Annotated in this window: 25 protein-coding genes and 1 tRNA gene; 13 read left to right on the top strand and 13 right to left on the bottom strand. The window is 67.9% G+C overall.

The genetic code is table 11. The features are described from left to right. Window positions 1–150: 150 nt before the first annotated feature. The gene (gene queE, locus Q5Z10_RS16755) at window positions 151–852 is read left to right on the top strand and encodes a 7-carboxy-7-deazaguanine synthase QueE (RefSeq protein ID WP_303636508.1); all 702 of its coding nucleotides are present in this window, start codon (window positions 151–153) and stop codon (window positions 850–852) included. A 77-nt stretch (window positions 853–929) separates the two neighbouring features. Continuing rightward, window positions 930–1,595 carry a 7-cyano-7-deazaguanine synthase QueC gene (gene queC / locus Q5Z10_RS16750; protein ID WP_303636507.1) on the top strand — a complete coding sequence of 222 codons (666 nt, stop codon included), beginning with the start codon at window positions 930–932 and terminating at the stop codon, window positions 1,593–1,595. A 48-nt stretch (window positions 1,596–1,643) separates the two neighbouring features. Here the strand turns inward: queC and Q5Z10_RS16745 are convergent, their stop codons facing one another. Beyond that, window positions 1,644–2,600, bottom strand: a complete 957-nt coding sequence (locus Q5Z10_RS16745) for a DUF2268 domain-containing putative Zn-dependent protease (protein ID WP_303636506.1) — start codon at window positions 2,598–2,600, stop codon at window positions 1,644–1,646. A 176-nt stretch (window positions 2,601–2,776) separates the two neighbouring features. On the opposite strand from Q5Z10_RS16745, the gene Q5Z10_RS16740 reads away from it, so the two are divergent. Then, a tRNA-Lys gene (locus Q5Z10_RS16740) sits at window positions 2,777–2,852 on the top strand. A 109-nt stretch (window positions 2,853–2,961) separates the two neighbouring features. Next, a complete protein-coding gene (locus Q5Z10_RS16735; RefSeq protein WP_303636505.1) occupies window positions 2,962–3,285 on the top strand; it encodes a hypothetical protein in 324 nt (107 codons plus the stop codon). 17 nt (window positions 3,286–3,302) lie between these two features. Here the strand turns inward: Q5Z10_RS16735 and Q5Z10_RS16730 are convergent, their stop codons facing one another. The 3 genes from Q5Z10_RS16730 to Q5Z10_RS16720 form a co-directional block, all read right to left on the bottom strand. After that, window positions 3,303–4,388, bottom strand: a complete 1,086-nt coding sequence (locus Q5Z10_RS16730) for an acyltransferase family protein (RefSeq protein ID WP_303636504.1) — start codon at window positions 4,386–4,388, stop codon at window positions 3,303–3,305. Between the two features lie 445 nt (window positions 4,389–4,833). Further along, on the bottom strand, window positions 4,834–5,067 hold the full coding sequence (locus tag Q5Z10_RS16725; protein WP_303636503.1) for a hypothetical protein: 234 nt from the start codon (window positions 5,065–5,067) through the stop codon (window positions 4,834–4,836). Window positions 5,068–5,155: 88 nt separating this feature from the next. Next, the gene (locus Q5Z10_RS16720) at window positions 5,156–5,662 is read right to left on the bottom strand and encodes a hypothetical protein (RefSeq protein WP_303636502.1); all 507 of its coding nucleotides are present in this window, start codon (window positions 5,660–5,662) and stop codon (window positions 5,156–5,158) included. A gap of 85 nt (window positions 5,663–5,747) precedes the next feature. Between Q5Z10_RS16720 and Q5Z10_RS16715 the strand changes: the two genes are divergently transcribed. The 7 genes from Q5Z10_RS16715 (at window position 5,748) to Q5Z10_RS16685 (ending at window position 9,783) form a co-directional block, all read left to right on the top strand. Beyond that, window positions 5,748–6,008 (top strand): helix-turn-helix domain-containing protein, encoded by a 261-nt coding sequence (locus tag Q5Z10_RS16715; RefSeq protein ID WP_303636501.1) that lies wholly within the window; start codon window positions 5,748–5,750, stop codon window positions 6,006–6,008. Continuing rightward, the gene (locus Q5Z10_RS16710; protein WP_303636500.1) at window positions 5,998–6,426 is read left to right on the top strand and encodes a hypothetical protein; all 429 of its coding nucleotides are present in this window, start codon (window positions 5,998–6,000) and stop codon (window positions 6,424–6,426) included. The genes Q5Z10_RS16715 and Q5Z10_RS16710 overlap by 11 nt, the downstream gene beginning before the upstream one ends. A 125-nt stretch (window positions 6,427–6,551) precedes the next feature. Next, complete coding sequence (locus tag Q5Z10_RS16705) at window positions 6,552–6,749, top strand: hypothetical protein (protein WP_303636499.1); 198 nt, start codon at window positions 6,552–6,554, stop codon at window positions 6,747–6,749. Then, complete coding sequence (locus Q5Z10_RS16700) at window positions 6,746–7,282, top strand: glycoside hydrolase family protein (protein ID WP_303636498.1); 537 nt, start codon at window positions 6,746–6,748, stop codon at window positions 7,280–7,282. Before Q5Z10_RS16705 ends, Q5Z10_RS16700 begins: the two co-directional genes overlap by 4 nt. A 3-nt stretch (window positions 7,283–7,285) precedes the next feature. After that, window positions 7,286–7,750 (top strand): lysis system spanin subunit, encoded by a 465-nt coding sequence (locus tag Q5Z10_RS16695; protein ID WP_303636497.1) that lies wholly within the window; start codon window positions 7,286–7,288, stop codon window positions 7,748–7,750. Between the two features lie 158 nt (window positions 7,751–7,908). Then, entirely contained in the window at window positions 7,909–8,760 is an 852-nt protein-coding gene (locus Q5Z10_RS16690; protein ID WP_303636496.1) for an alpha/beta hydrolase, read from the top strand. Window positions 8,761–8,844: 84 nt separating this feature from the next. Next, entirely contained in the window at window positions 8,845–9,783 is a 939-nt protein-coding gene (locus Q5Z10_RS16685; protein WP_303636495.1) for an alpha/beta hydrolase, read from the top strand. Window positions 9,784–9,797: 14 nt separating this feature from the next. On the opposite strand, the gene Q5Z10_RS16680 is transcribed toward Q5Z10_RS16685, so the two are convergent. Together Q5Z10_RS16680 and Q5Z10_RS16675 are read right to left on the bottom strand one after the other, a co-directional pair. Beyond that, complete coding sequence (locus tag Q5Z10_RS16680; RefSeq protein ID WP_303636494.1) at window positions 9,798–10,214, bottom strand: response regulator; 417 nt, start codon at window positions 10,212–10,214, stop codon at window positions 9,798–9,800. Between the two features lie 81 nt (window positions 10,215–10,295). Next, window positions 10,296–11,066 (bottom strand): CPBP family glutamic-type intramembrane protease, encoded by a 771-nt coding sequence (locus tag Q5Z10_RS16675; RefSeq protein WP_303636493.1) that lies wholly within the window; start codon window positions 11,064–11,066, stop codon window positions 10,296–10,298. Window positions 11,067–11,213: 147 nt separating this feature from the next. Between Q5Z10_RS16675 and Q5Z10_RS16670 the strand changes: the two genes are divergently transcribed. Next, a complete protein-coding gene (locus Q5Z10_RS16670) occupies window positions 11,214–11,534 on the top strand; it encodes a TFIIB-type zinc ribbon-containing protein (RefSeq protein ID WP_303636492.1) in 321 nt (106 codons plus the stop codon). Between the two features lie 6 nt (window positions 11,535–11,540). Here the strand turns inward: Q5Z10_RS16670 and Q5Z10_RS16665 are convergent, their stop codons facing one another. The 6 genes from Q5Z10_RS16665 to Q5Z10_RS16640 form a co-directional block, all read right to left on the bottom strand. After that, window positions 11,541–12,053 carry a GNAT family N-acetyltransferase gene (locus Q5Z10_RS16665; RefSeq protein WP_303636491.1) on the bottom strand — a complete coding sequence of 171 codons (513 nt, stop codon included), beginning with the start codon at window positions 12,051–12,053 and terminating at the stop codon, window positions 11,541–11,543. An 81-nt stretch (window positions 12,054–12,134) separates the two neighbouring features. Continuing rightward, window positions 12,135–13,160, bottom strand: coding sequence for a copper resistance protein B (locus Q5Z10_RS16660; RefSeq protein WP_303636490.1), 1,026 nt, complete (start codon window positions 13,158–13,160; stop codon window positions 12,135–12,137). Beyond that, the gene (locus Q5Z10_RS16655; RefSeq protein WP_303636489.1) at window positions 13,157–14,968 is read right to left on the bottom strand and encodes a copper resistance system multicopper oxidase; all 1,812 of its coding nucleotides are present in this window, start codon (window positions 14,966–14,968) and stop codon (window positions 13,157–13,159) included. The genes Q5Z10_RS16660 and Q5Z10_RS16655 overlap by 4 nt, the downstream gene beginning before the upstream one ends. A gap of 75 nt (window positions 14,969–15,043) precedes the next feature. Further along, the gene (locus Q5Z10_RS16650; RefSeq protein ID WP_303636488.1) at window positions 15,044–15,421 is read right to left on the bottom strand and encodes a CopL family metal-binding regulatory protein; all 378 of its coding nucleotides are present in this window, start codon (window positions 15,419–15,421) and stop codon (window positions 15,044–15,046) included. 146 nt (window positions 15,422–15,567) lie between these two features. Continuing rightward, window positions 15,568–17,373, bottom strand: coding sequence for a DNA helicase RecQ (gene recQ, locus Q5Z10_RS16645; protein ID WP_303636487.1), 1,806 nt, complete (start codon window positions 17,371–17,373; stop codon window positions 15,568–15,570). A gap of 253 nt (window positions 17,374–17,626) precedes the next feature. Then, window positions 17,627–18,175: a Dps family protein gene (locus Q5Z10_RS16640; protein ID WP_303636486.1), complete on the bottom strand. Its 549-nt coding sequence runs from the start codon at window positions 18,173–18,175 to the stop codon at window positions 17,627–17,629. Between the two features lie 86 nt (window positions 18,176–18,261). Between Q5Z10_RS16640 and hrpA the strand changes: the two genes are divergently transcribed. Then, window positions 18,262–22,344 (top strand): ATP-dependent RNA helicase HrpA, encoded by a 4,083-nt coding sequence (hrpA, locus tag Q5Z10_RS16635; protein WP_303636485.1) that lies wholly within the window; start codon window positions 18,262–18,264, stop codon window positions 22,342–22,344. A gap of 45 nt (window positions 22,345–22,389) precedes the next feature. Here the strand turns inward: hrpA and Q5Z10_RS16630 are convergent, their stop codons facing one another. Next, window positions 22,390–22,929, bottom strand: coding sequence for a hypothetical protein (locus tag Q5Z10_RS16630; RefSeq protein WP_303636484.1), 540 nt, complete (start codon window positions 22,927–22,929; stop codon window positions 22,390–22,392). Window positions 22,930–23,038: the final 109 nt, after the last annotated feature.

The raw sequence follows: 23,038 nt of genomic DNA, 5'->3' as shown, positions 1-23,038 counted from the left end.
TAGAGCCGAGCCCATGCTCGGCTGCTTTCGTTTCCGGATCCGGCTGGGACATACCCGCTCGGTTGCTGTTGTAGAGCCGAGCCCTGCCCGGCTGCTTCCGTTACCGGCCACGGTAGCCCACCCGCCACGTGCCCCCAAGAAGTACCCGTCATGACCGCCGTTTCCCCGTCCAGCGCCGCCGCCACCCCCAGTGAGATCGTGCAGTCGCCCCTGCCACGCCTGAAGATCACCGAGATCTTCACCTCGCTGCAGGGCGAAGCCGATACCGCCGGCTGGCCGACCGTGTTCGTACGCCTGACCGGCTGCCCGCTGCGCTGCCAGTACTGCGACACCGCCTACGCCTTCCACGGCGGCACCTGGTGGGACATCGACGATATCGTGGCCGAGGTGCTGGCCCAGGGCGTGCGCCACGTCTGCGTGACCGGTGGCGAGCCGCTGGCACAGAAGCGCTGCCTGGTCCTGCTGCAGAAGCTGTGCGATGCCGGCATGGACGTGTCTCTGGAAACCTCCGGCGCGCTGGACGTCAGCGCGGTGGATCCGCGCGTGTCGCGCGTGGTCGACATCAAGACCCCGGGTTCGGCCGAAGTGGCGCGCAACCGCTGGGAGAACCTGCCGTTGCTGACCGCGCGCGACCAGATCAAGTTCGTCATCTGCAGCCGCGAGGATTACGACTGGGCCAAGGCCCTGCTGGCCGAGCAGCAGCTGGTGAACCGCTGCACGGTGTTCTTCTCGCCCAGCAAGGGCGAGATCACCGCGCGCCAGCTGGCCGACTGGATCGTCGAAGACCGCCTGCCGGTGCGCTTCCAGATGCAGTTGCATAAAATCCTGTGGAACGACGAGCCGGGCCGATGAGCCGCTGCCGCGTTCCCTGATGTAGCTCCGGCGCGGGACAGCGTGCTGGCTTTCCCCTCCCAACCGGAAGATTTCCCATGAAGAAGGCAGTCGTGCTTCTCTCCGGCGGCATGGATTCAGCCGCCGTCATCGCCATGGCCCAGGAGCAGGGCTTCGCCGTGCACGCGCTGAGCGTGCGCTACGGCCAGCGCCACACCTCCGAACTGGATGCCGCCGCCCGGGTGGCCAAGGCCCAGGGCGTGGTCGCGCACAAGACCGTGGACGTGGACCTGCGCGCCATCGGCGGCTCGGCGCTGACCGACGACATCGACGTGCCCGACGCCGGCGGCGAGGGCATCCCGGTCACCTACGTGCCGGCGCGCAACACCATCATGCTGTCGCTGGCGCTGGGCTGGGCCGAAGTGCTCGGCGCCAACGACATCTTCTGCGGCGTCAATGCCGTGGACTACTCCGGCTACCCCGACTGCCGCCCCGAGTTCGTGGCTGCGTTCCAGGCGCTGGCCAACCTGGCTACCAAGTCGGGCGTGGAGGGCGCAGGCATCCAGGTGCACGCCCCGCTGCAGTTCCTCAGCAAGGGCCAGATCGTCAGCGAAGGCGTGCGCCTGGGCGTGGACTTCGGCCTGACCGTGTCCTGCTACAACGCCGATGCCAACGGCGCCGCCTGCGGCCACTGCGATGCCTGCCGACTGCGTGCGCAGGGCTTCGCCGACGCTGGCGTGGCCGACCCGACGCTGTACGCCTGATCGCGCCTGGTGGGTGCGAACCGTTGGTTCGCACTCTCTGTCCCGGCACTACCGCTGCTGCAACCACCCCGACGCCTCGATGAAGGCCCGCACCGCGTCCGGATCGTGGTAGTCCAGCTCGATCATCCGCGCGATGCCCGCCTGCGCATCCGCCTGCCGGCGCATGTACTCCTGGGCGATGCGGTAGCCGGCGTAGTAGCCCACATCACTCACCCCGAACGGATTGCGGGCACTGTTGTACAGCCAGTTGTCGAGGATGTCTCCGTCCATCTCGGCAACGAAGCGCCTGCGGATCTCGGCTTCGTGCGCGGGCCCGTAGGTATACAGCGGCAGCGCTGGGCGGCGGCCGCTGAGCCGTTCCGCCACGTACTCGGCCACGCCTTCGCGCACCGCGTACTGGGCCAAGCTGCCGGTGGTCTCGCGCTGCTGGGTATGTACGTACTCGTGCAGGTTGTTCTGTGCGTTGTTCGCGCCAGGATGGCTGTCGTAGAAGGTCCGCAGGCGGCTGCGCAGCGGTTCGGGCAGCTCGCTCACATCCACGCTCGCGTCGCCCAACGCCATCTCGGCGCCGATCAGCACCTGGTGGCCGAGCGTCGTGCCGCCGGTGCGCAGCACACCGACGGCATAAGTGATGCTGGCCGGGCGCAGCGCCGGGTAAAGCCTGCGGAAGGCAGCCAGGTCCTGCTCCAGCGTGGCACTGGCCTGCCGCGCGTTGGCGGTCAGCGGCCGCACCGACGTCCAGAAACGCGGCCAGGCCTGCATGGCCTCGGCGTACTCGCGGGCGGTGTAGTGGCGCACCTGCATCAGCGCATGCAGGCCGGGGCTGCCCGGATCGATATAGCGCTGCTGCACCAGCGCCACGCGGCGTTCGGCATCGGGCTCGGCGCGCACCGCATCGTAAGTGGTCCAGAAGCGGGCGATGTCTTCGGTCATGACCTGTGATGGGGTGGCCAGGGCGGTGCAGGGCAGCAGCAGGGCGGTGATCAGGCAGCAGAAGCGGCGCATCGATGGCTCCGGGTGGGAATCACCGATGGGATGCGACGGTGGTCAGGAAGGTTTAAGGCGGGCGGCAGCGCGTGCTCACGCGCCTGCACTGCACATGTCGAACACACACCGGGAGTTTCGCGTGGTCCGGCAAAGTAGGGTAGAATGCGGACCCCGCCGAAAGGCAGGTGTTGCATGGGCCGTTAGCTCAGTCGGTAGAGCAGAAGACTTTTAATCTTTTGGTCGAAGGTTCGAATCCTTCACGGCCCACCAATGCAATCAATGACTTAGGCGCCCGCTGGGCGCCTTTTTCATGCCGACGGGAGAATTGGCGGGAACGTTGCGTGGTTCCACGCTCACGTGCGTTGCGCTTCCGGGGTGGTTGAACCACGCGTACTTCCTGGTCATGGCGGCGCTGCATCGAGTCCGCCCTGTGTCCACCGGCGGCCTTGTTGTCGATGCCGCGATGCGTGAGGCCGTGCCGCGCGAATCGATCCTCCTCGGCGATGACACCTACGCGGATCGCTTCGGTGATGAAGTGCCGAGGGTGAGCGTGGTGTCCGGCTCGCTGCCTCGCTCCACCAGCAAGAATCTGTTGCTGGCCCGTGAGGCGCCGGGACTTCGCTATGGCCAAGGGCCGTCTGGGCTCTGCGCAATCGTGCCATCCGCCCGCACCACGAGCCGCCTGCGGGCGGCTTACCTGTGACGGGTCTCGCCGCGCGGTTAGTCGGAGATCGGCTGGCGGCTGGCTCGCCAGCGACGGGGCAGAGCCAGCAGAGGCCGCTCGAGGCGGACATGCACGATGTAGCCGACCAGGCAGCACGCGAGGGTTGTTCCCATCACGAAGGCCAGGTGCGCGGGCCACCCGGTCGATGGAACCAGCATCGCCCACAGGCGCCCAGCGGCAGATATCACGAAGATGTGGGTCAAGTAGAGGGAGTAGGACGAGTCACCAAGGCGCATCAGCCAGAGAGGCGCGCGCAGGCGATTCAACGCTTCCATTCGAACACTACCTGCCAGCAGCAGTACCGACGCACTACCGAACAGTGCCACGCGTGTATGCACGTTCATGCTTGCTGGCCCCTCTTCAGGGAGCAGCGCAGCAGCCGTCATCGCCCCTGCGATACCCGTGGAGAACAACGGCAGTGCAAACCATGAGGGGATGCGTCGCCAGTACAGGCCGAGCAGGGCCCCGGCGATGAATTCGTAGGTTAGCGGGTTTGTGACCAAGTGATGGGCTGGCATGGCCGGTCCATCCGGAGACCAGTGCGCCGCGCCAACCGCAGCGGCCCACGCCAGCAGGAAGGCCGGCACGAAGCGCTCGGGTACCAATGCAATCGCACTGGCGAACACGAGATAGAAGTAGGCTTCGTGCACCAGCGTCCACCCTACGGTAAGTACGGGCAGCTGTGCATGTGGAATCAGCAGGTAGGACGCCAGCACGCTCTGGTTCTCGTACGAGGTGTTCACCATGCCCGGCGCCAGCGCCATCAGCACGACAACCAGTGTGGTGAAGATCCAGTACATCGGCAGCACCCGCCATGCGCGCTTGGCCAGGAACTGTGAACTTGCCCCGTCCTTACCGTAACGTCCCACTGACACGGTGGTCATTACAAACCCGGACAGCACGAAGAACAGGTCAACGCCTGCATCTGCATACCTTGCAACAGCGTCCAGAATCGCGGGCCCTTGCAGGTACTTGATCTCCACGCCGCGCAGGTGGAAGAGAACGACCGCAAGCGCGGCAACGCCGCGCAGGCACTGTAGTGACTCCATTCGGTGCTGTGTGCCCATGCCCTTGCCTTCCATGTGGGGGCCGAATGCTAGCACCGCGCACCCTCACATGCATCGCCAGGGGGTTGAAAGCACACGACCGCGTCGTGGCGATGGACGCGCTGCAGGCGATACCTGGACTATCGCGCCATCGCAGAGTCAACGCTCCTCTGATCCGGCGCGCGCACTCGTCGCCCCACCACGCCTGCGCACTTCATGGCGTGCTCTTTCTGCATCCTCCGCGCCACCGGCCAAGACCGCCAGCTATGGCTGCACACGCCGTCCGTAGGGCGCCGGCCCATACACGCTGCAGCAACTACGAAGAAGGGCGGATCGGTGCCGAGACGCCAGCGCCCAGCCGCAGGTTCCCGCTGTCACCGCGCAGGCAAGGGCATTATTACCTTATGGGTAATTTTTCAGGCATAACGGGTAATGAATGCGTGGCCCCGGGCCGGCCGTTACCGACCGGCCCCGGCCGGTTTCAGCCGTAGTGGGCGCGCAGCAGCCCGGCGTCATGGAAGGAAATACCCTCGCGGATGCACTCTTCAGCGCGTTCCATGTCCTTGTGCAGCTGGATCAGCGCGTCGTCGGCGAGATGCTCGATGTCTACCACGCCGCAGCACGCCTGATCGATCACATGCTGCATGGGCTCACCCCAGCGCCGGCGCACGTTGCGGATCATGCGGCAGTGCCACTCGCGCATGATCGCGTCCATGCGCCTCTCCCCGCGGAGTGCCTGTGCGTCTCCCGCCACCACCCGCAATGCCGGGGCCGGGTTGCGCCCGCCGCGCAGTTCCTGGGTCCTAGCGGCCAACCGCTGTGCGAGCTCCTCGAGTCGCGTGTGAGTCATCCTTCGCCTCCCTGATCCGTTTTGCCAGAAGCTTTGTCAGGTCGAGCACGTTGTCCGGCGCCGAAGGCTGACCGAACTCGTCCACGACCAGGAATGCGGTCTCCAGCAGCACGGGATCGTAGATCCATTCCGGTGGATCGCCGACCAGCTCCAGGTAGTGCGAAAGCACCTTGACCGCAGCGCTCATCTTCTCGAAATCCAGTCCCGTAGATTGAGACTGAAGCGACATCTCACCGTCTTGATCGGCACGATCCAGCGTTCCGTGTGGGAGCTGCATCACTGTCTCGAGATCGCGTGCAAGCCGGTGTCCGATGCTCTTCGGATTGCTCTCCGAGATCCATTGGCTGACCTGCGGCTGTGCCCAGCGGGTGCCGCCGAACAGACGGGCCCATTCGGCCGGGCCGCCGGCCGCGGCCACGCGGAGGCGCATGTTGAGGGTGCGAGCGGTACTGGCGTCCATCTGTAGATGGTGCGCTGCATTACCAATCCAGCAAATGACCAAAACGGTATTGACTATCCATTACCTTGACGGTAATGTATGCCCCATGGACCTCATCGACTACGCCATCTCCCAAGGGGGCTACGGCACCCCCAGCTGCCCCGTGATGCGCCGCCTGGCCCACCAGACCGGTTGCGCGCTGCGGACCCTCTACATGATCGCCCGCGGACACAAGCTGCCCGGCGCACGCCTGTGCCGGCGGATCGAACTGGCGACGGCCGGTGCCGTCCGCCGTGAATCCCTGCGCCCGGACGTGTTCGGTCCAGGTCCCTCGTCCCGCCAAGGAGAAGCCCCCCATGCAGCTTGATACGTTCGGTGAGTACGTCCGCGGTCGCCTGGAACACTGGGGTGGCGAATTCGCCCTGCATCGCGACTGCGAATACCTCGGCTTCCAGTCGCGCAACCTGCTGGCGGTGCTGATCGAGCATCGGGGCGACATGCCCGGGCGCGCGCAGGGCTACAAGCCGCTGGAAACCGACCAGCTGGCGCAGCAGATCGAGGACATCGTCACTGCCGTCGCGCGCGACAACGTGGCGATGGCCTGCGCATTGCGCGGTTACTACTGCGGACGCGGCCGGCGCAAGGTCGAGCGCTTCGAGACCGCCAACCTGCTGCTGGCCAACTGCGGTCAGCGGCCGGTGTCCAACCGCCATTACCTCACCCTGGTCGAACTCGGCTTCCAGCGCATACGTGGCTGGATGGAGGGCATCGCCCAGGCCGCCTGAGCGGCGGACCGACTCTTTCGCCCGCCTCTCGACCGGATGAACCCTCGTGCCCCGCCGGCAACGAGGCGGGCCCCTCTCCTGTCCACCGTTGCAAGCGGTGGTCGCTATCCAATCCTGGACTTCCCATGAAAGAAGAACTCTTCAGCGCGGTGGGCGCAGCGGCGGCCAAATCGGCGCCGCCGGTCACCGTCGCCGGTGCGCTCGCCGCCGGCATTACCCTGGACCGCCTGGTGGTGGTCCTGACCATCATCTATCTGGCAGCGCAGATCGCCTATCTGGGCTGGCGCTGGCTGCGTGAGTGGCGGCGGAAGGGGCGCGAGTGAGCGCGCCTGCCCCGGCACTGCCGATACGACGCCTGGTGGCTGCGCTGGTGCTGAGCGCGGCAGGGCTGATCGCCATCGTTGACCACGAAGGCTACACCGAGACGGCGGTGGTGCCGACCCGCAACGATCGGCCGACCTATGGATTTGGCTCGACCCTGCGCGACGATGGCGCACCGGTGCGGTTGGGTGATCGCACCACGCCGGTGCGTGCATTGCACACGGTGCAGGCCCACCTGGCGCGGGAAGAGGCGCAGTTCCGCGCATCACTGCCCGCCGTTGCCTTGACCCAGGGGGAATACGACGTCTACGTCGATTTCCTCTATCAGTACGGCATCGGCAACTGGCAGGGATCGTCGATGCGCCGCCATCTGCTGCGTGGTGAATACCGCCAGGCCTGCGATGCGTTGCTGCTGTGGAAGCGGGCAGGGGGCTATGACTGTTCCACGCGGGTGGACGGTCGCCCCAACACCATCTGCTGGGGTGTATGGCAGCGGCAGCAGCAGCGGCACGCACGCTGCGTGGCGGAGCAGTAGCTCATGCCGCGCGTGATGGTTGCGATGGCGCTGCTGCTGGCGTGGTCGCTTGCGATGTTCGCAGCGGGCTGGTCCTGGCGCGGCGACCGCAGTGATTCGGTCATGGCGGGCGCGGCCTCGGTCCAGCACGCGCAGGCCCTGCAGGCAGAGCGTGGATTGCGCGGACAACTGGAAAATCAGACCGGGGCGATGGCCCTGGTGGGAGAAAAGCATGAACAGGATCGGGAACGTGCGGCCGAGGTTGATGCCGATGTGGTGGCTGCCCTGCGTGCTGGCAGTCTCCGCCTGCGCGACGACCTCGCCGCCTGCCATACCGGTCGCCTGTCCGCGGCCGCCGCCGGCGCCCTCGAACGTGATGCGGGCGCCCAACTACGAGCAGAGGTTGCGGCAGCGCTTGTTCGAATCGGACGCGATGCCGACGACCAGCTCCGCGCCTGCCAGGCAGTGATCGAACTGGATCGGCGTTGAGGCGATGCGGCTTGCGCGTGGCCGGACGCACGCTGATGGGGGTCGCCGATCCAGATCGAGCGCCCGGCAGCGGTGCCCGGGCATCCTGGCCGGGATGAAGCCTCCGGCACGGCCCGCGTGGCGCTATCCTCGGCCTCCTCTCCAGGATGGGTCCAACCATGCGCTTGATCGTGCTGTCGCTGCTTCTGTCTGCTGCATCCGCCGCGCCGCTGCTGGCGGCCGAACCGGTAGCGTCCGCGCAGGCTGCGCCGGCGGCCCCGCTGGTGATCGGTGAGAGCTTCACCGTGCAGTCGAAGGCACTTGGCGAAACCCGCCGCATCAACGTGTATCGCCCGCAGCCCTGGGGCCTGGACCCGAAGACGCCGCTGCCGGTGCTCTACATGCCCGACGGCGGTATCGGCGAAGATTTCCTGCACGTGGCCGGTCTGGTGCAGGTGCTGAGCGGCAACGGCCGTATGCGTCCGTTCCTGCTGGTCGGCATCGAAAACACCGAGCGCCGTCGCGACATGACCGGTCCCAGCAACGACCCGCAGGACCAGAAGATTGCGCCGCGTATTGGCGGATCGGCGGCCTACCGCAGCTTCCTGCGCGACGAACTGATGCCGCAGGTGCGCCAGCGCTACGCCACCACCGACGAACGCGCGCTGATCGGCGAGTCGCTGGCCGGGCTGTTCGTGGTCGAGACACTGCTGCAGGAACCGAACCTGTTCAACAGTTATATCGCCCTGGATCCCAGCCTGTGGTGGAACCAGGGTGCGCTGCTGGCGACCGCGCCGAAGCGCTTGCCGGCCGTCGCCAAGGCTGGGCCGCGCGTGTTCCTTGCCAGCAGTGGCCAGCCGGAACTGGCCGAGGCCAGCGCGAAGCTTGCGGCGCAGCTGCAGCAGGCCGCGCCGGCAACGCTGGTGAAGTACCAGCCGCTGCCGGAAGAAACCCACGCCACGATCTACCACCCCGCGGCGTTGCAGGCGCTGCGCACGCTGTTCCCGGCACCGCCGGAGGCGGCGCCGTGATCCCGCGTGGCGCGCAGCGGCGCGGCATGTGAGGATGCAGCAGCGGCGCCGCCCCGGTGCGCCGCCCGCAACAGGAGAGCGCGGATGCAGCGTGTGCGTGGATGGAGTGTGGCGGCCTGCCTGGCCGTGAGTGGCTGTGCGATGTCGGTGGCGCCACCGGCAACGCGGCATGAAGCGAAGCAAAGCGCGGCCACGGTCGTGACGGGCGTGGTGCTTCCGGATACCGAAACCCAGCGCGTGCACGATCCGGCGGGCCGCGACTATCCGATCTGGGTGGCGTTGCCGGCCGGCTATGCCGAACACCCGCAGAAGCGCTACCCGGTGCTGTACGTGACCGATGCGCTGTACAGCTTCCCGCTGGTGCGCAGCGTGCGCAACCTGGTGGGGCAGCAGGGGCAGAACATTGAAGACTTCATCCTGGTCGGGCTGCCGCCACAGGAAGGCCTGACATCCAAGCAGAGCCGCTCGCGCGACTACACCCCCAGCACCCCGGTTCGCACTGCCGATGACGACTACAGTGATGACGTCATCTACGGCGGTGCCGCGCACTACCGCGACCTGCTGGCCACGCAGGTGCTGCCGATGATCGATGCGCGCTACCGCACCGACCCGGCCCGGCGCGCTTTCGCGGGCCATTCCTATGGCGCATTGTTTGGCGCCTACGTGCTGACCACCCGGCCGGACATGTTCAGCACCTACATCCTGTCGAGTCCTTCGCTGTGGTTCGACCAGCTGCTGCTGCCGCGCATGCAGGACGACGCCGTCGTGCCGACCCGGCCCACCCGTGTGCTGCTGTCGGTGGGCAGCTATGAAACCGACAAGCCGGGGCCGCGCTATTCCACCGGCAACGACATGCTGCGGCAGACCGCTGACTTCACTGCACAGCTCGAGCGCAGCGGCCGCATGCTGCAGGTGGACAACGTGGTGATTGACGGCGAGGACCATCTCACGGTGTATCCACGGGTGATTACCCGTGCGCTGCTGGAGGTGCTGCCAGGCAAAGGGCCGTACACCGGCGGCTGACGGTGGGTGGGGCCTCAGGCGGCCTGTACATCCACCAGCACGCCTGCATCGGCATGGCGGAAGCACAGCCGGATGGCATCGAGCAGGTCGCTCATGTTGTACGGCTTGGGCAGGAAGTGGATGCCATCGCGCAGCTGCGGCAGCACCGTGTGCTGGTCCATGCCGGAGGTCACCAGGATCGGCAGGTTGGGATACAGGCCGCGTACCTGGTTGGCGGCGTCGATGCCACTGACCGCACCCAGGTTGACGTCGGTGAACAGCAGGTCGAAGCGTTCACCGGCCGCCAGCAGACCCAGCGCGGCTTCGGCCGAGCTCACGCCCACCACGTGGCAGGCCTGGCTTTCCAGCGCCAGGCGGCTCAACTCGCGGGTTTCCTCCGCGTCCTCGATCAGCAGGACGCGGGGTTCAACGTGGCGCTTGGACAGCAACATGACGCGACAACTCCGGACAGCAACGGTGAAAAGGCGCGCAAGTATGCGCAAGCCTTGGGTGATACCGGCGTGCAGGGGCAGCTAACGCGCCGTTACAGCGCGCCGGCGGCGCACCTGCCAGGCCAGTACGCCCACCGCCAGCACCGCCGTGCCGATGCGCAGGCTGGTGGCCTGCCAGCCCAGCGCGACGGCGTCATCGAGGCTGAACACGTTCCAGGCCAGGTTCATCGACACGTGCAGCGCCAGGCCGCACCACAGGGTGTCGCCGTCCAGGTGATCGAGCCAGGCGAAGATGAAACCGCCCAGCGCGATGACCGCGCCGACCCACAGGGCGACGCCGCCGCCGTCGAAGCCGCCGAAGCCCAGCCAGTGCACGCCACCGAACAACAGCGCCTGCGGCAGGGCCAGCAGGGGCCAGGGGCCGCGCACGATCTTCACCAGCAGCACGAAGCCCAGGCCGCGGAACAGCGCTTCCTCGGCCAGCGGGAACAGCACGGCGAGCATCGCCGCATCCAGTGCGGTCAGTGCGGCATTGGGCGTGCCGAGCAACGCCAGCCCCAGCCAGCACGGCAGGCTGGCCAGCAGCACCCACGCCGGCCCGCGGGCGCCGTTCCAGTGCAGGCCGAGGCTGTCCGTCACGCCCCGGCCACGGGGCCGCAGCAGGGCGGTGAGCAGTACGGCCACCAGCACGGCCAGGGCGTTGTCGAGCAGGCTGCCGCCATACGGGATGGGCAAGGCGGGTATCGGCAGGCCCGCTGCGGCGCTGATGTCGCGCAGGTTCAGGCCGAGGCCGACGCCAAGCAGCACCAGCAGCAGGCGAACGCCGGTGGACAGGCGGAAGGGGGTGGGCATGCGCGCGTTCCTTGCCGGATGAACCCGCAGTGTGTGCGGCCGCCAGCGTGCGGGCACGCGCCGTAAGTCTCTGTGCCATCGGTCATGTTGCCGAACAGTCATCGACGTACAGGTAGAGTCGAAGGCTGACCAACAGGAGCGACGCCCATGCAGTGCCCCGTGTGCACCACCCAGACCCTGCAGATGGCCGAACGCCACGGCATCGAGATCGACTACTGCCCCGGCTGCCGCGGTGTGTGGCTGGACCGTGGTGAACTGGACAAGATCATCGAACGCGCCGGTGCCGGTGCTGCAGTGCCGCCGCCCGCACCGGTACACGCGCAGCCGGCCGCTGCGCCACCGCCGGTGATGCACCGCGACACCCGCCACCTTGGCCAGCGCTATGAGGACAACCGCGGCCAGCAGTACGGCCACGGCTACAAGAAAAAGAAGAAGGAAAGCTTCCTCTCCGAGCTGTTCGATTTCTGAAGCCGGTCAGGGCCGGCGCAGGATGAACTCGCGGTCGCGGCTGTCGCCGACGATGAAATCGTACTCGCCGGCCTTGAGGCAGCCGTATCGCGCGTAGAAGCGCTGCGCGCCGAAGTTCTCTTCCCAGACGCCGACCCACAGGGTGCGGCGCACGGGCTGGTCCAGCCAGCGCAGGAACGCCTCCATCAGGCGCGCGCCATGGCCACCGTTCTGGTGCGCGGCCAGGATGTACAGCCGCTTCAGTTCGACGTCGCCCTGGCGTGCCTCGGCATGCGGCAAGGTGTTGGCGCCGGCGGCGAGGTAGCCGACCACGGTAGCGCCGTCCACCAGCAGCCAGATCGCACTGCGCGGATCGGACAGTTCCGCTCGCTGCGGCGCGATGCCGTAGTGGTCCTGCAGGAAGCGGTGCAGGTCCTGCGGCGGATAGGAATCGCCCCAGGTTTCGGTATAGGTCGCAATGGCGATCGCCGACAACGCGTCGACGTCGGCGAGGGTGGCGCGGCGGATCTGCAGCGACATGGGCGGGTCTGTCGTGGAACGTGCCGCAGTGTAGCCGGCCCCGGCGGTTGCCGGGGCTGGCCAGTGCTCAGGCTCCGTTGCTCAGAACCACATGCGCACGCCCGCCACCCAGCGCGTGTCGCGCGCGTGGCCACCGGCGTAGTCGGCGCTGTCGCCGAAACTGCGTTCGTGGCTGATGCCGATGTAGGGCGCGAAGCGGCGGCTGAACTCGTAGCGCAGGCGCAGCCCGGCTTCGACCTTGTTGAGGCCGCGGCCGATGCCGTACTCCGGTTCGTCCTTGGCTGCCACCGTGGCTTCCAGCAGCGGTTGCAGGATCAGCCGGTTGGTCAGCAGTACGTCGTACTCGACTTCGGCGGTGGCCAGCACCTGGCCACCGGAGCCCAGGTACAGCGTGGCCGAACTTTCGAATTTGTACGGCGCCAGGCCCTGGATGCCGACCGCCGCCCAGGTGCGCGAGTCGGCCGGCCGGAAGTCCTGGCGCACGCCGACCAGCACGTCCCACCATGCCGACACGCTGCGGCCATACAGAGCTTCGATCGCCGATGATTCGGTGCGGCCATTGCTGCGTTCGCCCTCGCTGCGCAGCCACAGGCGGTTGATGTTGCCGCCGACCCAGCCGCTGGCCTCCCAGGCCTGGCCGTTGCTGTCCTTGCCGTCCCAGTGTTCGAGGCGGTCGATCAGCAGCAGGCTGTTGATCTCCGGCGCGTGCTCCATGGCGCCATGGGCGATCGGCGGGAAGGCGGCGGCGCGGTCGGCATCGGTGGGCACCGGGATCGGTTCGCGCGGTTCGGTGGGCGCGGGCGCACGGTGACCCATCGCGGCGTGGTCCATCGTGGAATGATCCATCGTGGAAGGGTCCATCGCCGCCGGTGGCACCGTGCCATGGTCCATCGTCGAGTGATCCATCTTCGAATGGTCCATCTTTGAGTGGTCCATCTTTGAATGGTCCATCTTTGAATGGTCCGCCGGTACGGCCGCGGACGTCGCAGTCTTCGCCGGCGGAGCCATCGTGGCCATGCCGTGCCCGGCGTGCGATTGCGCGAACACCGGCAGTGCGGCGGCCAGGCCCAGCGCCAGCAGGCTGGGGGAAAGCAGTGACCGGCTCATTCTTCGATCCTCACTTCGCGCATCATGCCCGCTTCCATGTGGTACAGCAGATGGCAGTGGTAGGCCCAGCGGCCGAGTGCATCGGCGCGCACGCGGTAGCTGCGGCGGGTGCCGGGCGGCATGTCGATGGTGTGCTTGCGCACCTGGAATTCGCCCTGCGCGTTCTCCAGGTCGCTCCACACGCCGTGCAGATGGATCGGGTGCTGCATCATGGTGTCGTTGACCAGCACGATGCGCATGCGCTCGCCGTAGTTCAGCCGCAGTGGTTCGGCGCTGGCAAAGGGAATGCCATCGAACGACCAGGAGAATTTCTCCATGTGCCCGGTCAAGTGCAGCTCGATCTCGCGGCTGGGCTCGCGGCCATCCGGATCTTCGAACAGGCTGTGCATCGCACCGTAGGTCAGGACCTGGCGGCCGTTGTCGCGCAGGCCGATGCCAGGGTCGTCCAGCTTCGGTGCGGTGGCCGAACTCTGCATGTCCACCAGCGGGTTGCTGCGTTCGCTGGCCGGGTGCCTTGGCGCCTTGCCGGCGCCATCGCCGCCGCCATGCGCAGCGTGGCCCATGCTGGCGCCGCAACCGCCTTCCATGCCCTTCATCGCGGTCATGTCGTGGCCACCATGGCCGCCACCGCCCATGTCATGACCCATGTCGCTCATCGTCAACAGCGGGCGCGGGTCGCGCGCGGGAATCGGCGCCTGCAGGCCATGGCGTACCGCCAGCGTACCGGCGGCAAAGCCGGTGCGGCCCATGTCCTGGCAGAAGATCGTGTAGGCATCCTGCCCGCTCGGTTCCACCAGCACGTCGTAGGTCTCGGCCGGTGCGATGCGGAATTCGTCGATGCTGACCGGATGGATGTACTGGCCGTCGGCGGCGACCACGGTCATCTTCAGGCCGGGGATGCGCACGTCGAAGTAGGTCATCGAGGCGCCGTTGATGAAGCGCAGCAGCACCTTCTCGCCGCTGCGGAACAGCCCGGTCCAGTTGCCGGCCGGCGCAGTACCGTTGATCAGGTAGGTGTAGGTGTGCGCGTTGATGTCGGAGATGTCGGTGGGCGTCATCCGCATCCGTCCCCACATGCCACGGTCGGCCAGTGCGGCCGACCAGCCGTCGCGCTTCACGTCACGCAGGAAGTCGGGCAGGGTGCGCTTGTAGTAGTTGTCGTGCTCGGCGAGCTTCTTCATGCGCCGGAACAGTGCGCCCGGGTCCATGTCGGTCCAGTCCGAGAGCATGATCACGTGTTCGCGGTCGTACCGGTACGGCGCCGGTTCGGCCGGGTCGATGATCAGTGCGCCGTACAGGCCGGCCTGCTCCTGGAACATCGAGTGGCTGTGGTACCAGTAGGTCCCCGACTGCCTGAGCTGGAAGTGGTAGTGGTAGGTCTCGCCCGGGCCGATGCCGTTGAAGCTCAGGCCAGGCACGCCGTCCATGTTGGCCGGCAGCAGGATGCCGTGCCAGTGGATCGAGGTGGGGTGGTGTTCGAGCGTGTTGCGCACGAACAGGTCCACGGTCTGGCCCTCGCGCCAGCGCAGGATCGGCGCGGGCAGTGAACCGTTGACGGTGATCGCCGGGCGCGTGCGGCCGGTGAAGTTGGCCAGCGATTCGCCGATGGCCAGTTCAATGCGGCTGTCGCGGAGGACGGCGGGGGAGGCGGCCAGGCGCGGCGCGGCGCTGGCAGCGGCCAGCGCGCGCTGCGGCACGCCGACGGCGGCAACGCCGGCAACCACGCCGCCGGCGGCCAGTCCCTGAACGAACAGGCGGCGTGACGGCTTGGGCAGCTCGCCCAGGCCGGGGGGAATGCGGGTACTCATGGTGATGACTCCAGACACGGAAAGACGCCGGCAGGCAGCCGGCTTCGGTGCGCAGGGCGCACGGTGCGTGTGGAATCAGCCGATGGGAGGGCGTGAGATCGGCGGCAGCGGCGGCGCCGGACGGCCAGTGGCCGGCATCGGTTGCGGGGCCAGCGACAAGCCCGGGCCGGCCAGGAACGGCAGTGGCTGCACCACCAGCAGCGGATGCTGGGCGCAGCTGCGCACGCAGTCCTTGATCTGGCAGTGGGCGTCGTGGGCCGGTGGCTGGGCCTGCGCTGGCGCCTCGGCCTGCATGGCCGCGTGGTGATGGCAGTCGGGATCGCCGTCATCGGCAGCGGTGGCATGCGCCATCTCGCCCATCGCCTCGTGGCCGCTGGCCATGGCCGCGTTCAGCCCGTTGAGCAACAGGCTGAGCATGAGCACGACACGGAGCAGGGTCGAGGCGAGGGACATGGCGTCAATTTAGCCGCAAGCGGGCGCGGATGCACTTCCGGCTGAACGGTTGGTTCAAGGTTGGAGCCGCACCAATGTCCCGGCGCACGGGGTGCGGCAGCGCCGGGCCATGCCCGGCGAGCGTGTAGCGCGGGACGGCAGAACGGTCAGCCTTCCTCGCGCACGATCTCCACCAGGCGCGGGCCGTAGCGGCTCAGCTTGGTGCCGCCGATGCCACCGACCCGGGCCAGTTCGTCCAGCGAGGTCGGGCGCTGTTCGGCGATGTTGCGCAGCGTGCTGTCGTGGAAGATCACGAAGGCCGGTACGTTCTGCTCGCGCGCCAGTTCGGCGCGCAGGCCGCGCAGGGCATTGAACAGCGCCAGGTCCTGCGGCAGCACCGACAGGCCGGTGCGCTGGGCACTGCGCTCGCGGCCGGCGCTGGCGCCGACGGCGTCGCGGCGCATGCTGATCTGGCGGCGACCGGTCAGCACGTCGCGGCTGGCGTCGGTCAGGCGCAGGCCGCCATGGCCCTCGCTGTCCACCTCCAGGAGGCTGGCCGCCACCAGTTGCCGGAACACGCTGCGCCAGGTGCGGGCGTCGAGGTCGCGGCCGATCGCATAGGTGCTGAGCTTGTCGTGGCCCTGCTGCCTGACCTTCTCGTTCTCGCTGCCGCGCAGGATGTCGATCAGGTGGCCGACGCCGAAGCGCTGGCCGCTGCGGTACACGCAGCTGAGTGCCTTCTGGGCGGGGATCGTCGCGTCCCAGGCCGCAGGCGGGGCAAGGCAGTTGTCGCAGTTGCCGCAGGGCTTGGGATAGGTTTCACCGAAGCCGGCCAGCAGGACCTGGCGCCGGCATTGCATCGACTCGCAGTAGCCCAGCAGGTGGTCCAGTTTCGAACGCTCCAGCTGCTTGCGCTCCTCGCTGGCCTCGGACTGCTCGATCATCTGCTTGAGCAGCACCACGTCGCCCAGTCCGTAGCACAGCCAGGCTTCGGCGGCTTCGCCATCACGGCCGGCGCGGCCGGTTTCCTGGTAATAGCCTTCCATCGACTTGGGCAGGTCGGTGTGGGCGACGAAGCGCACATCGGGCTTGTCGATGCCCATGCCGAAGGCGATGGTGGCGCACATGACGATGCCGTCCTCGCGCAGGAAGCGGCGCTGGTTGTTGGCGCGCACCTCCGCGGGCAGGCCGGCATGGTAGGGCAGGGCATTGAAGCCCTGGCCGCACAGGAATTCGGCGGTTTCCTCGACCTTGCGCCGTGACAGGCAGTAGACGATGCCGGCCTCGCTGCGGTGGCCGCGCAGGAAATCGGTCAGCTGCCTGCGGGCGTTGTCCTTCTGCACCACGGTGTAGCGGATGTTGGGGCGGTCGAACGAGCTGACGAAGTGGCGGGCCTCGGCCAGGTCCAGGCGCTCGGCGATCTCGCGCTGGGTGGGCGGATCGGCGGTGGCGGTGAGGGCAATCCGCGGGATGTCCGGCCAGCGTTCGTGCAGCACGGTCAGCTGGCGGTACTCGGGGCGGAAATCGTGGCCCCACTGCGATACGCAGTGCGCCTCGTCGATCGCGAACAGGGCGATCCGGCTGCGCGCCAGCAGCGACAGGAAGCGGCCGGTCAGCAGGCGCTCGGGCGCGACATAGAGCATGTCCAGCTCGCCGGCCAGCAGTTCGCGCTCGACCCGGCCGGCGGTTTCGGCGTCCAGCGTCGAATTGAGGTACTCGGCGCGCACGCCAAGCTGGCGCAGGGCTTCGACCTGGTCCTGCATCAAGGCGATCAGCGGCGAGATGACGATGCCGACCCCGTCACGCAGCAGGGCGGGGACCTGGTAGCACAGTGATTTGCCGCCGCCGGTGGGCATCAGCACCAGGGCATCGTGACCGGCAGCCACGTGCTCCACGATGTCCTGCTGGGGACCACGGAAATCGTCGTAACCAAAGACGCGTTGGAGCAGGTCGTGCGCGGGACGGGAAGCCATCCGGCTAGTTTACCCCGGCGGGGGTGGTAGGGGTTCGGCAGGGCTGCGCCCGCACCTGCTAGCAGCCAGAGCAACTGCTGGTTGGGCGGGGCGGTGTGGACTTGCAGGACACGCCGTAAACCCATCCATGGCGCCAACGGTCCTGCCAGCCCACCCCGCCAACCCTCAGCAAACCCGCCTTTGACGTTGACCTTGACGTTGCCTTGGATTGAAGCAGGTGCAGGGCTGCAAGCCCTGCCGAGCCCCCAAACCCTTACTGGAGGAGCGAGCGCAGCATCCAGGCGTACTTCTCGTGGGTCTGCAGGCGCTGGGTCATCAGATCCTCGGTCGGGGCGTCGTCGCCCTTGGCCGCCACGTCCAGCACTTCACGCGCCGTACGGCAGACCGCTTCGTTGGCGACCACCAACTGGCGTACCATTTCACGCCAGTCCGCACTGTCGGTCAGGCCCGGTTCCTCGGCGATCGAGGTCAGCGCAGCGAATTCCCGGTAGGAGCCCGGGGCATTGAAGCCCAGTGCGCGGATGCGCTCGGCCACGTCGTCCAGTGCCGCCCACTGCTCGGTGTACTGCGTCTCGAACATGGTGTGCAGCGAGTTGAACATCGACCCGGTCACGTTCCAGTGGAAGTTGTGCGTCTTCAGGTAGAGCGTGAACGCATCGGCCTGGAAACGGGACAGACCGTCGGCGATCTTCTTGCGGTCGCCCTGGGTGATCCCGATATCGATGTTGGGGGCCGACGGCGCCGCCGCTGCAAGCTTCTGCTTGCCGGTCCTGGCCTTGGTCGTGCTCTTCGTCTTCGCCATGGGGTTCCTCCTTGTGGAATCGTTGGCCTTCACAATAAATCAGTCGTGATGACTGGTCGCTTTCAAAGATTTGAACGAACCGATTGATGAACTCTATCGATAAAAATCCGCCGCCCCGCCTGCGCCAGCAGCGCGCCGCCATCGACGGTGCCATGAGCCGCGACCGGGGCCGTTTGCTGGGGATGCTCTCGCGTTGCCAGGCCAAGCCACAGGATGCGGCGCTGGCCGCCACCTTCGAGCAGGCCCTGCAGGCGTCGGTGCAGCGCCGGCAGGTCCGGGCGCAGCAGCAGCCATCCATTACTCTGGACCCGCAGCTGCCGATTGCGCGTGAAGCCGAGGCGATCATCGAACTGATCCGCGACCACCAGGTGGTCGTGATCGCCGGTGAAACCGGCTCGGGCAAGACCACCCAGCTGCCGAAACTGTGCCTGGCTGCGGGCCGTGGCCAGGCCGGCATGATCGGCTGCACCCAGCCGCGACGGATTGCCGCACGCGCGGTGGCCAGCCGCGTGGCGCAGGAACTGCAGAGCGAGCTGGGCCAGCTGGTCGGCTACCAGGTGCGCTTCAACGACAAGGTCAGCGACGACAGCCGCATCAAGTTCATGACCGACGGCATCCTGCTGGCGGAGATCGCCAGTGACCGCTGGCTGTCGAACTACGACACGATCATCGTCGACGAGGCGCACGAGCGCAGCCTCAACATCGATTTCCTGCTGGGCTACCTGAAGCAGCTGCTGCGCAAGCGCCCGGACCTGAAGCTGATCGTCACCTCGGCCACCATCGACACCGAACGCTTCGCCCAGCATTTCGACGATGCGCCGGTGATCAGCGTGGAAGGCCGCACGTTCCCGGTGGAAGTGCGTTATCGCGCGCTGGAAGGCGAGGGCGAAGCGCAGGGCGAACGCACCGTCAACGATGCCATCGTGTCGGCCATCGACGAGATCACCCGACTGGATGCGCGCGGCGACGTGCTGATCTTCCTGCCCGGCGAGCGCGAGATCCGCGATGCGCACCAGTCGCTGGAGCGGCGCAAGTACCGCAACACCGAGGTGCTGCCGCTGTACGCGCGGCTGTCCAACCAGGACCAGGACCGGGTGTTCAACCCGGGCCCGAACCGGCGCATCGTGCTGGCCACCAACGTGGCGGAAACCTCGCTGACGGTGCCGCGCATCCGCTACGTGGTCGACCCGGGTTTCGCCCGCGTCAAGCGCTACAGCCCGCGCAACAAGCTGGACCGCCTGCACATCGAGCCGATCTCGCAGGCCAGCGCCAACCAGCGCAAGGGCCGCTGTGGGCGTATCGCCGAGGGCATCTGCTATCGCCTGTACGCCGAAGCCGATTTCCAGGCCCGGCCGGAGTTCACCGATCCGGAAATCCGTCGCTCCAGCCTGGCCGGGGTGATCCTGCGCATGCTGCAGCTGGGTCTGGGGCGCATCGAGGACTTCCCGTTCCTGGAGGCGCCGGATGAACGCGCGGTGGCCGACGGCTGGCAGCAGCTGACCGAACTGGGCGCGATCGATGCCGAGCGGCGCATGACTGCCATCGGCAAGCAGATGGCGCGCCTGCCGGTGGACGTGAAGCTGGCGCGCATGCTGGTGGCTGCGCAGGCCGCCGGCTGCCTGCGGCCGATGCTGGTGATCGCCTCGTTCCTGGGCATCCAGGATCCGCGCGAGCGCCCGCCCGAAGCCCGCGGTGCGGCCGACAGCGCGCATGCGCAGTTCGCCGATGGCCGTTCCGAGTTCGTCGGTGTGCTGCGCCTGTGGGACGCCTACCGGCAGGCCCACGAAGATCTGACCCAGTCCAAGCTGCGCGACTGGTGCGGCCGGCACTTCCTCGGCTTCCTGCGCATGCGCGAATGGCGCGAGCTGCACCGCCAGCTGCGCCTGCTGTGCGAGGAACTGGGCTGGAAGGAAGAAGCCAGCGAGGCGTCGATGGCACCGTTGCTGGCCGGCAGCAGTGCGCCGGCCCCGGTGCGTGACGATGCCGCTGCAGTGAAGGCCACCCGCGGCCAGCTGCATCGCGCCGCGCGGCTGGCCCGCGAAGGCAAGGCCGAGGCCGCACCGGCCCCGGTGGCCGTGCGCGCGCAGAAGGAACAGGCACCGGCCGGCGGCGGCTACAGCGAGCGCGTGCGTGCGGCAGCCTACCAGACCCTGCACCGGGCGCTGGTGGCCGGGCTGCCGACGCAGATCGGCCACCGCACCGAGAAGGGCGATTTCCAGGCGCCACGCCAGCGTCGCTTCCTGCCGTTCCCGGGGTCCACGCTGTCCAAGCGCCCGCCGCCGTGGCTGCTCGCCGCCAACCTGCTGGATACGCAGAAGGTGTGGGGCATGACGTTGGCGTCGATCGAACCGGACTGGGTGATTGCCGAGCTGCCGCACCTGCTGCTGCGCAAGCACTTCGACCCGCACTGGTCGCGTGCGCAGGGCCAGGTGCTGGCGTCGGAGCAGATCAGCCTGTTCGGGCTGGTGCTGGCGCCGAAGAAGCCGGTGCATTACGGCCGCATCGCACCGGGCGAGGCGCATGACATCTTCGTGCGCCAGGCACTGGTGACCGGCGAGATCAACACCCGCGCCAGCTTCGTGGCCGACAACCAGAAGGTGCTGGAGCAGGCGCGCGAGGAAGAGGCCAAGCTGCGCCGCGCTGGCATCGTCGCCGACGAGGACTGGCAGGCCCGCTGGTACCTGGACCGGGTGCCGCCGCAGATCCATTCGGCAGCCGGCCTGGACACCTGGTGGAAGGCGCTGCCGCCGGAACAGCGCAAGACCCTGCACTGGTCGCTGGTCGATCTGCTGCCGGGCGAGGGCAGCGAACAGGAGCGCTATCCGAAGTACCTGGCGCTGGGCCAGGCGCGGTTGCCGCTGCACTACCGCTTCGAGCCGGGCGCCGCTGACGACGGCGTGACCCTGGAGGTGCCGCTGCACCTGCTCAATGCGCTGGATCCGGTGCAGCTGGGCTGGCTGGCGCCGGGCTTCGTGGCCGACAAGGCCGCCGCGCTGATCCGCAGCCTGCCCAAGGCGATGCGGCGCAACTACGTACCCGCACCGGATTTCGCACGCGCGTTCTTCGAAGCATTCCCGCAGCCCAGCGCCGATGCCATCACCGGCGAACTGGCGCGCTTCCTGTCGCGCGCGACCGGCGCCACCGTGGCGGCGACCGACTTCGAGCCGGATTCGATCGAGCCGCACCTGCACATGAACCTGCGCCTGCGCGACGAGCACGGCAAGGTGCTGGCGACCTCGCGCGACCTGGAGGCACTGCGCGCGACGTTCGGTGGCCGAGCCGGCGATGCCTTCGCCGCACGTGCCGGCCGCGAGATGGCGGCCGATGGGCTGCGCAGCTTCCCGGCCACGCCGATTCCGTTGCAGGTGCCTGGCGAAGCAGGGGTGCCGGCCTATCCGGCGCTGCTGGACGAGGGCGACAGCGTGGCGCTGCGCATCTTCGCCGACCGCCAGCAGGCGCAGGAGGCCCATCCGCTCGGCGTGCGCCGCCTGCTGGAGATCGCGCTGGCCGAGAAGGTCAAGCAGGCGCGCAAGCAGTTGCCGGTGGGCGCCAAGACCGGCCTGTTGTACGCGGCGATCGAATCGCAGGAGCGCCTGCGCGGTGATCTGGTCGATGCGGCAATGAACGCGGTGCTGGCCGAGGGACTGGAAGACATCCGCGATGCGGCGGCGTTCGAGCAGCGTCGCGAGCATGCCGCCAAGGCCCTGTTCGGTGAGGCGATGACGCGGCTGAAGCTGGCCGAGAACATCCTGGCGCTGGTGGCCGAACTGAAGCCGATGCTGGAAGCGCCGCTGATGGGCTGGGCACGCGGCAACCTGGATGACATGGAAGCGCAGCTGGCGGGGCTGATCCACCCCGGCTTCCTGCGCGACACCCCGGCCGACGCGCTGGCGCAGTACCCGCGTTACCTGAAGGCGATGATCCTGCGTACTGAGCGGGCCAAGCGCGACCCACCGCGCGACCAGGCGCGCATGCTCGAACTGCATCCGTTCCTGGAGGCGTTGCAGGTGGGCGAGCAGCAGGGCCTGCGCGAGCGTCCGCAGTGGCAGGCGTTGCGCTGGGACCTGGAAGAGCTGCGGGTCTCGCTGTTCGCCCAGGAACTGGGGGCGCGCACCGGCATCTCGGCGAAGAAGCTGGCGCAGCGGGTCACCGCCCTGCGCCAGGCATGACCCGCGTAACGGCCGCCCCAGCCGGCGGCCGTTGCCGGCTGGGCACTACTTGGTGCGGCGCACCTTGGGCTGGGTGTTCACGCCTTCCACCTTCAGGTACCACACGCCCATCACCCCCGGGCTGATGCTGACCTTCGGCGATTGCTTGCGTACCCCGGAAATGGACGTGGTATCGGTCTGCTCCCACTGCTGGCCGTTGTCCAGCACGTAGACGCGGCCCTGGCCGAAGCCGCGGAACTCGCCCTGCAGCACCGCCTTGATCGGTTCGTTGCTGCCGAAGTCGAAGAAGCCGCGGTTCTTCACGATCACTTCCTGGCGGCCTTCCTCGCGCGCTTCTTCGCGCACCGCAGCCACGGCCTGGGTGGTGGCTGCCTCCACCTTGCCCTGCAGCCAGCGGTTGAGCGTGGCCAGCTCGGCGGCATCGAGCTTGTCCAGGCCGGCGGCCTTGAACTCGGCGGGCGACATCTGCTGCTGCAGATCGCCCTGCACCACGCGCTGGGCCAGCGCCGGCGCCGACAGGGACAGCAGCACGGCAGCGCAGGCCAGCAGCCGTGGACGGAACGAATGCGCGGGGCTCGAGGGCATGGAAGGTCTCTCTGCTTGGATTGCGGCGAGTGTAGCGGCATGAGCTCATGCCCGGCGATGGCCGCGCGGCGATTGTTCCTGAACGGCTGCGGCGCTAGTGTAGGGACCT

The sequence above is a fragment of the Stenotrophomonas sp. 704A1 genome, assembly GCF_030549525.1.
GTDB lineage: Bacteria > Pseudomonadota > Gammaproteobacteria > Xanthomonadales > Xanthomonadaceae > Stenotrophomonas > Stenotrophomonas tuberculopleuritidis.
This window is presented reverse-complemented; position numbering and strand designations above follow the sequence as displayed.